The organism is Kitasatospora sp. NPDC088861, from assembly GCF_044750105.1.
In the GTDB taxonomy this organism is placed as follows: domain Bacteria; phylum Actinomycetota; class Actinomycetes; order Streptomycetales; family Streptomycetaceae; genus Kitasatospora.
In genome coordinates this window covers 71,689-78,507 of the sequence record NZ_JBIVJF010000033.1, presented here as the reverse complement: position 1 = coordinate 78,507, position 6,819 = coordinate 71,689, and the positions used below count along the sequence as shown (strand labels likewise).

Annotated in this window: 6 protein-coding genes and 1 pseudogene; 3 read left to right on the top strand and 4 right to left on the bottom strand. The window is 70.9% G+C overall.

All coding sequences use genetic code 11. From position 1 onward, the window contains the following. Positions 1-83 (top strand): annotated as a pseudogene (locus ACIP37_RS33455) (transposase); the annotation flags it as partial. A 686-nt stretch (positions 84-769) separates the two neighbouring features. Here ACIP37_RS33455 and ACIP37_RS33450 read toward each other — a convergent pair. Continuing rightward, complete coding sequence (locus ACIP37_RS33450; protein ID WP_400845017.1) at positions 770-1,492, bottom strand: hypothetical protein; 723 nt, start codon at positions 1,490-1,492, stop codon at positions 770-772. A 231-nt stretch (positions 1,493-1,723) separates the two neighbouring features. Then, positions 1,724-2,986: a beta-ketoacyl-[acyl-carrier-protein] synthase family protein gene (locus tag ACIP37_RS33445; protein WP_363633125.1), complete on the bottom strand. Its 1,263-nt coding sequence runs from the start codon at positions 2,984-2,986 to the stop codon at positions 1,724-1,726. Positions 2,987-3,052: 66 nt separating this feature from the next. Between ACIP37_RS33445 and ACIP37_RS33440 the strand changes: the two genes are divergently transcribed. Beyond that, the gene (locus ACIP37_RS33440) at positions 3,053-3,670 is read left to right on the top strand and encodes a TetR/AcrR family transcriptional regulator C-terminal domain-containing protein (RefSeq protein WP_363586073.1); all 618 of its coding nucleotides are present in this window, start codon (positions 3,053-3,055) and stop codon (positions 3,668-3,670) included. A gap of 184 nt (positions 3,671-3,854) precedes the next feature. On the opposite strand, the gene ACIP37_RS33435 is transcribed toward ACIP37_RS33440, so the two are convergent. Beyond that, entirely contained in the window at positions 3,855-4,223 is a 369-nt protein-coding gene (locus tag ACIP37_RS33435; RefSeq protein ID WP_400811954.1) for a DUF6980 family protein, read from the bottom strand. A gap of 142 nt (positions 4,224-4,365) precedes the next feature. Next, positions 4,366-5,277 (bottom strand): aminoglycoside phosphotransferase family protein, encoded by a 912-nt coding sequence (locus tag ACIP37_RS33430; protein WP_400811952.1) that lies wholly within the window; start codon positions 5,275-5,277, stop codon positions 4,366-4,368. Positions 5,278-5,789: 512 nt separating this feature from the next. On the opposite strand from ACIP37_RS33430, the gene ACIP37_RS33425 reads away from it, so the two are divergent. Further along, positions 5,790-6,218 (top strand): hypothetical protein, encoded by a 429-nt coding sequence (locus ACIP37_RS33425; RefSeq protein WP_363633119.1) that lies wholly within the window; start codon positions 5,790-5,792, stop codon positions 6,216-6,218. The last annotated feature ends 601 nt before the right edge of the window (positions 6,219-6,819 follow it).

Genomic DNA, 6,819 nt, shown 5'->3' with positions numbered 1-6,819 from the left:
TCCGCCGCTACATCATCTGGCGAAACAAGCACGCCGCTGACCAACGGCTACGCGAGGTGGTCGACAGGGCGAACGTTGCTTGATGCGGCACTAGCGCTGGGCGGCTGAACCACCCGGTCTCTCCAGCGCACGCCTGCCACCTGGCGGCCCCCGGGTCGCGGCGAGGCGCAGCACGGCCGCGCCCGGGAACCTCGGGGGTGCGTTCCGTGCGGGCCCGGCCGGTGGGAGGCCAGCAGCGCCGGGGTCACGGCGCTGCTGCTCTGCTCGGCGCCCTGGTGGTGCTGTGGCGGGACCACCGTGGCGGGAATGCTAGACCTGTCTCCCGCCCGGGAATAGGGCTGCGACCTGCGGGGGCGGAGCACTCCGCGGCCCACCCGGGCGATGCGGCAGGCCGCGACGGCGGCCCGGTAGCCAACCGTACCCGGCGGAGCGGGAGGGCAGCAGGCGCGCCCGGCCGGGGGTGGGGAAGACCGAAGGGGAAGGGACGGAGACCTGGCTCGCGGGCTGGCGGGGCATCGTGGCGCTACAGGTGCGCCGTACGTGAACTCCTCGAGGCAGGAGCCCACGCTGAGGTGCGGCAGCAGTAGCGCCCACAGACCGCTTTCACGGAGGCGCGGGCAGAGCCGATTCCAGGAGGCGCCAACAACGCCTTCGACGTCGCCGCTGGTCGCGACTCCACGCTACGAGGGGAATGGCGTAATAAGCTCCGAGAGCGGGAGGACTGCGGCGACTACCACCGCCCGCGCGGTGCCCTCGGCGGCCAGGCGCCCTATGAACGGCTCGAGCAGAAGATCCCGACGGCGTAGACGCGGACCGGGTCTTTCCCGCTGGTCAGGTGGAACCGGGCGGGGTCCGTGTTGACCGCCTTGGCGATCTCGCCGTCCCGCCAGTTGGACGGATCGAGCGCGAGGTACTGCGCACCGCTGCGTCGCAGGTCGGTGTAGAGGGCGTTGAGGTCGTCGGTGGCCGTGACCTGGACAAGCTTGCGTTCCATCTTGAGGCCGATGAGCGGCAGCCGGATGTCCGGTCCCTGGTCCGTGATCGCGATGACCGATCCGTGGGGCAGGCTCCGCACATGGCCGAACGTGTTCCACGGCCAGACCTGGTCCTGCTGCTTGCGACGGTGGCGCATCAGGTCGATCGTCTCGTTCACGGTGTAGTAGTGCGGCGCGATCTCCGTCGCCGACAGGTGCACGGGTTCGGTTGTCTTCCAGATCGAGTCGGCGCTGGTCCCTAGCAGGCCGAACCCGACGGCCACCGCGACCGCCCACCGGACGTATCCCGCCACGCCCGTCGGTCGCTGCCTGGTCCCGGTGATCCGGGTCAGGAACACCGCGAGGAAGACACCGCCGAGGATCGTCAGGTGGATCGTGTAGCGCGCCCACCACGGGCCCGGGCTGCGCGGCGCTTGCTCTTGCCTTTGCGGCGCGAGGTCACAATCTCGTCGCTCGTGGGCGTTGCGAGGGGCCGGCCGCTTGTGGGCGTGCCGCATCTCCTCAATGTGTGTGACCACGTCGGCCGGTGTCGTGTTCGGCTGATTGTGTGGCGTCGAGCTTCGGTCAGTCAACCCGTGTTCGACGTGTCGCGGGTGCCGGTTCACCCGTTTCGGCGCCGCTGCTCAGGAAGTCCCCGTCCCTGCGGGTGATATGTGTGATCGGACGGGTCTTGCAATGTTCGATCACGCGGTAGCGGCCCTGTGGGGGCAGTGGTGGGTTCGCGTGGGTCATGGTGTCGTCGAGGCGGTGCGGGATGTGTGGTGTTGTGCGCGGGTGACGATGAGTGAGACGTTCTGTCCGCCGAAGCCGAATGAGTTGCTGAGTACGGCCTCCTGGGGGATGTCTCGTCGTGCTGTGGCGACATCGAGGTCGATGTCGGGTCCGATGCCGGCTGCGGTGAGGTTGCGGGTCGGCGGGATGACGCCGTGTTCCACGCTGAGGACGGCGATGAGCGCCTCTATCGCACCGGCCGCGCCGAAGAGGTGGCCGAGTGCCGCCTTGGGGGCTGTGACGGTGGCGCGGCCGAAGACCTTTCTGATCGCGTGTGCCTCGGCGGTGTCGCCGGCCGGGGTTCCGGTGGCGTGGGCGTTGATGTGGCTGATCTGCTCGGGAGTCAAACCGGCTTGGACGAGGGCCTTGCGCATGGCGGAGACCTGGCCGGAGCCGTCGGGAGCGGGTGCCGTGATGTGGTGGGCGTCGGCGGCGATGCCGGCTCCCGCGAGCACGGCGTGGACGTGTGCGCGTCGGCGGCTGGCATGCTCGGCGCTTTCGAGTACCACGACGGCGGCGCCTTCGCTGAGGACGAATCCGCTGCGGTCCGCGGCGAACGGCCGGGACGCCGAGGCGGGTTCGGCGGTGTACCGCGACAGTGCTTGCGCCTGGGCGAAGCCGGCGACGGTGATCGGGGTGATCGCGGCCTCGGTCCCGCCCGCGATGACCACGTCCGCCTCGCCGGCACGGATGAGTCTGGCCCCCAGGGCGATCGCCTCGGCGCCGGAGGAGCATGCCGAGACAGGTGTGTAGGCCCCGGCCCGTGCGCCGTATTCGATGCTGATCAGCGCCGCTGCCGCGTTGGGCATGAGCATCGGTACCGTGCGTGGTGAGACGCGCCGTGTCCCGGCCGTCTCCAGTACGTCGTCTTCCTTCAGTAGCGTTCGGACGCCCCCGATGCCCGTGCCGATCGCTGATGCGAGCCGGTCCGGGTCGACCTGCGGGGCGCCGGCGTCGGCCCAGGCTTCGGCTGCTGCGGTGAAGGCTGCCTGCTGTGAGCGGTCGAGCCGCCTGGCCTGCGCCGGCGGCAGCGACTGGGCGGGGTCGATCGCCATCGTCCCTGCGGCGGTGTCGGGAAGGCCGGCGTCCTTGTGGCCGCGCAGGGCGCCGCCGCGGATGCCCGACCGGCCGGCGAGCAGGGCTTTCCAGGTGGACTCCACGTCTGCGCCGAGTGGTGTGATCGCGCCGAGTCCGGTGACGACGACTTCAGTCCTGTGCATGCCCTTCAACCTTTCTTGTATGCGATACAAGCGAACGGGCCTAGTTGTATCACATACAATTCGGGTGTGGAGAAGAAGCGAACCGAAGCCCGACCAACGCCGGCCCGGTCGCGTGACCGCGGTCGCGCGACCAGACGCCAGCTGATCGAGGCAACCGCACGGCTCTGCAAGGAGCGGCCCGGCGCCGAGGTGAGCGTCGCGGAGATCGCGAACGCGGCAGGCGCCTTCCCCAACCAGGTCACCTACCACTTCGGCTCCAAGGACTCGCTGCTCGTGCACGCCGCCTTTCTCGGCTTGCTGCACGACGCCCGACGGATCGAGCGCATCGGTCGCCAAGCCCCCGATGCGGCGACGTTTCGGCGCAACATCGCCCGCGCCGTACTGGCCATGCCCTCGCTCCCATCGGTCGCGCGAGCACTCGCCGCCGGGATCTCCAAGCCCGAACTCGCCCCTGTGGTCGACCGGCACCTCCAGTTGCTGTTCCGGCAATCCCAGCGCTTCGTGAGCCAGCTCGTCGACGGTCGCGGCTGGAGGGTCCGTCGACCGCTCGACGTGGAGGCCAGGACGTTCTGGAGCACCGCGCTCGGCGCAGTGCTGCTCGTCCGCGCCGGGGCACACGGCACTGTCGCCGACCTCGACCTTGCCGGAGCACTGACCATCCACGACGAAACCGAACACGGCTAGCCCGGTCGAACGGGCCTGTGGCGACGACGAACGCGGTTCCCGTCCGAAGGCGGCCCTGTCGTGCGAACGCGGCCCTGTCGCGGCCGGCACGTTCGCGGCCGGCATGTTCGCCGTCGCCGACGAACCCCGTTGCGGCTGGGGCAAGGCGTCAAGAACCTGCTCGCCGGCAACAGCCCGGCCTGTTTCAGAAGTGGATCAACGGCTGTCGTCCCTCCTGACGTAGCGAAGCGAGCCAGCCCCCGTGCTGGAACTCGGCAGGAACCTCCTCCTCCCACGGATCGACCCCGCGACGCTCCAGTTCGCCGGACCGGCGATCCCGCTGCGACTCGGGAAGGCCCTGTCCGCGCCAAGGGCAGAAGCCGACCGCGATGCCCGATGCGCCACCGTCATGGATGATCAACCCGCGTTCCTGGAGTCCGGCACTGAACCGAATCAGTGCGTCCGGGCAGCCGAAGGGGCCGCCGTGCCGGTCACCAGGCCAGTTCACCCGGCTCGCCACCGCCTCACAGCAGTTGGGGCGGTGGCGAACCGGGGCGCGGGCGGGGCGGGGCACGGGCGGCCCTCTTCTCACCCCGATCCGCCTGCGCAAACCACCGCACCCGGACTCCCCCGGGCCCGTCCGGCAGGCTTGCCGGTTCACGGCGCCCGGTCTCGACTGACGCTGACCGTTACCGTCCTGCGCGACGGGGCGGGGGTCAGGTGAGTGCTTCCACGATCCGGGCGCAGCGCACCGGGTCCTCGGTGAAGCCGGCGCGCAGGCCCCATATCCAGTACTCGACGGCTCGCAGTAGTGCCCATTTGCGGGCGCGGTCGGGGTCGAGGTCCGCGGCGTCGGTCAGGGCGTCGATGCACCACTGGACGCGCGAGGGGCCGAGTTCGTCGAACCGGCTCCACAGCAGGGGTGCGACCTGGTATTCGAGGACGCCGCGCACGATCAGCGGGTCGACGACCGACCAGTGTCCGTCGGGGGTGCGCAGGACCTGGTCGTAGTGGAGGTCGTTGTTGACCAGGACGGTGTAGTCGTCGTGGGACAGTTCCTCGGCCAGGTCCAGTGCGTGGTCGAGTGTGTGTCGGGGTATCGGGCGGCCGAGTTCCTCCCACTGGGCGGGGAGTTCTCGTCGGTGGCCCGCAGCGATGTCTGCCGTCGTGCGCAGGCCGTCGGGTGGCTCGATGGCCAGCCGCCGTAGCAGTGTCCCGATCACGGGGACGGCCTGTGTCAGTGGCGCGTCGCGCAGTGGACGGGTGTGGTCGAGGCGTTGCAGCAGCATGACGCCCGCCGTGGTGTCGGTGTCGAGCAGGCGGACCGCGCCGTGGCCGTTCCACAGGCGCAGGGCGAGTACCTGTTCCTGCATCTGCTGGTCGGGCCACGTGAATTTCAGTGCCAGTGCCTCGCCGCCCCGGCGGACCGGCACGACGAGGCTGTTGTAGCCGTGCATGGGTGGCCCGTCGACCTTCAGGTTCCAGCGGTCGCACCATTGGGCGACGGTGTCCGGCAGGGCCGCCAGCCACCGGCGGCCCGCTTCGCCCTCGTGCTGCCAGCGGCCGAAGGCCCAAAGGGATTCGGGTACCTGTGTCAGGCGGTTTTGTTGCGAGCTTCCGGAAGTCACGGCGTCTCCATCCGGCGTCTCCGTTACGGTCTGGTCCAGGCCTTGTCGTCGGGCCCGTTCCTCGCTGATCGATGTGGTGCGGTTGCGGTGCACTGCGGGTGCGGCGCGCCTATCGGCGAGGTGCGGTGCGGTGCGGTGCGTCCGCAGGGGCGGTCGGGTCGACAGGTGATCCTACGCACCGGATGCCCTTGCCTGTCAGGCCAGTTCACGCCGAGGGCCGGAGAACTCCCGTACGGATCCAGGACGGGTGTACCTGTGCGGAGGTGCTTGTGCCGCCCGTCGGCCGTATCCCCGGCCCACGGGAGGGACCACCTCGTCCTGGCCCTTGTGCGGCCCGGGCGGGCGGCCGCCGGAAGCACTCCTGGCCCGTCTCCCGCCCCCTCTGCACCCGGGAACAGTTCCCCGACCGTCTCCCGGCCCTGGGCGGTACCGGGTGGGGTTGTGCAACAGGTCGTCAACAGGTTCCGGTGAAACGGCCACGCAACCGTGGCCCGTGGGCGGATCATGTTCGGGTGCCGATCATTGCGAACCCGCCCCCGTCCCCGCCCGCCAGGCCGCCGTCCTGGGAAGACCGGCTGGAGGCCTGGGTCGGGATATGCGCGGCCCGACTGGCCTTGTGGGGCCACGACTTCACCGACGGCGCGTGGCCCGACACCGAGGACCTCGCCGTCCTGCTCGCCCGAACCGCGGACGAAGTCGCCGAGATCCCCTCGATGCGGCCGGCCCACCAGGCCCTCACCGCCGCCCTCGCCCGCGTCCACGCCGCCGAACGATGGCTCCGCCCCTACAGCGCGGTCTCTCCCTCCATGGCCTGCCACCATCTGCGCCAAGCCGCTGAACACCTCCACGCCGCCCACCGCCACCTCACCGACACCGCGCCCCGAGGCCGTCCCAGCCTTCCACCCCGGCGGGGCCCGGAACACACTCCCCCGAGCCCCTGACCGCACCAACAATCCGACCACCCGCCGACGGGCCGTCAACCCGGCCCGCGAGGGCACGAGGCGGGGAGGAGGCGACCGCGACGACAGTCGGCGATGCGGGGCGGCAGGGCAGCGGGGCGGCAGGGCGGGCAGGCGGGCAGGCGGGGACACCGGGCTCGCCACCATCCTGGCCATGACGGGCACGACGACCATGCGGGCACAGCAGGCCCGAACAGCTCGGCCCCGGGCAGCCCCCCCTTTTTGCCTCATCCGGCCGGGGGACGACAGTGCGGCAGCCAGGCCGGGAGCGGGCCCGAGCGGGGCAGACCGGGGCAGGCGGTCACCGACGACAGACCGGGGCGGCGAACAGGCTCTCACCACCCCCGAGGCGGGGCGGTGACGACGACCGACAAGAGAACCCCGACAACAGGCTGCGGGCGGCGGCGCCGAAGAGAGCAGCGATCGGGACGACGTCATCCCCGGGGCGCAGCAGGATGGGACGGCCGACGCCTGCCACAACTACGGGGGCACGGCCGGGGACGGCGGGAGGACTGCGGGAACAAGGCCCGGTCGGTCGGGGCGCAGCCGGGCAGGCCACGCGGCACCGGGCGGCCCCGATGGC

Excerpts from the sequence above, each read along its gene's own strand:
- ACIP37_RS33450 (WP_400845017.1), bottom strand. The coding sequence starts at position 1,492 with ATGCGGCACGCCCACAAGCGGCCGGCCCCTCGCAACGCCCACGAGCGA.
- ACIP37_RS33445 (WP_363633125.1), bottom strand. The coding sequence starts at position 2,986 with ATGCACAGGACTGAAGTCGTCGTCACCGGACTCGGCGCGATCACACCA.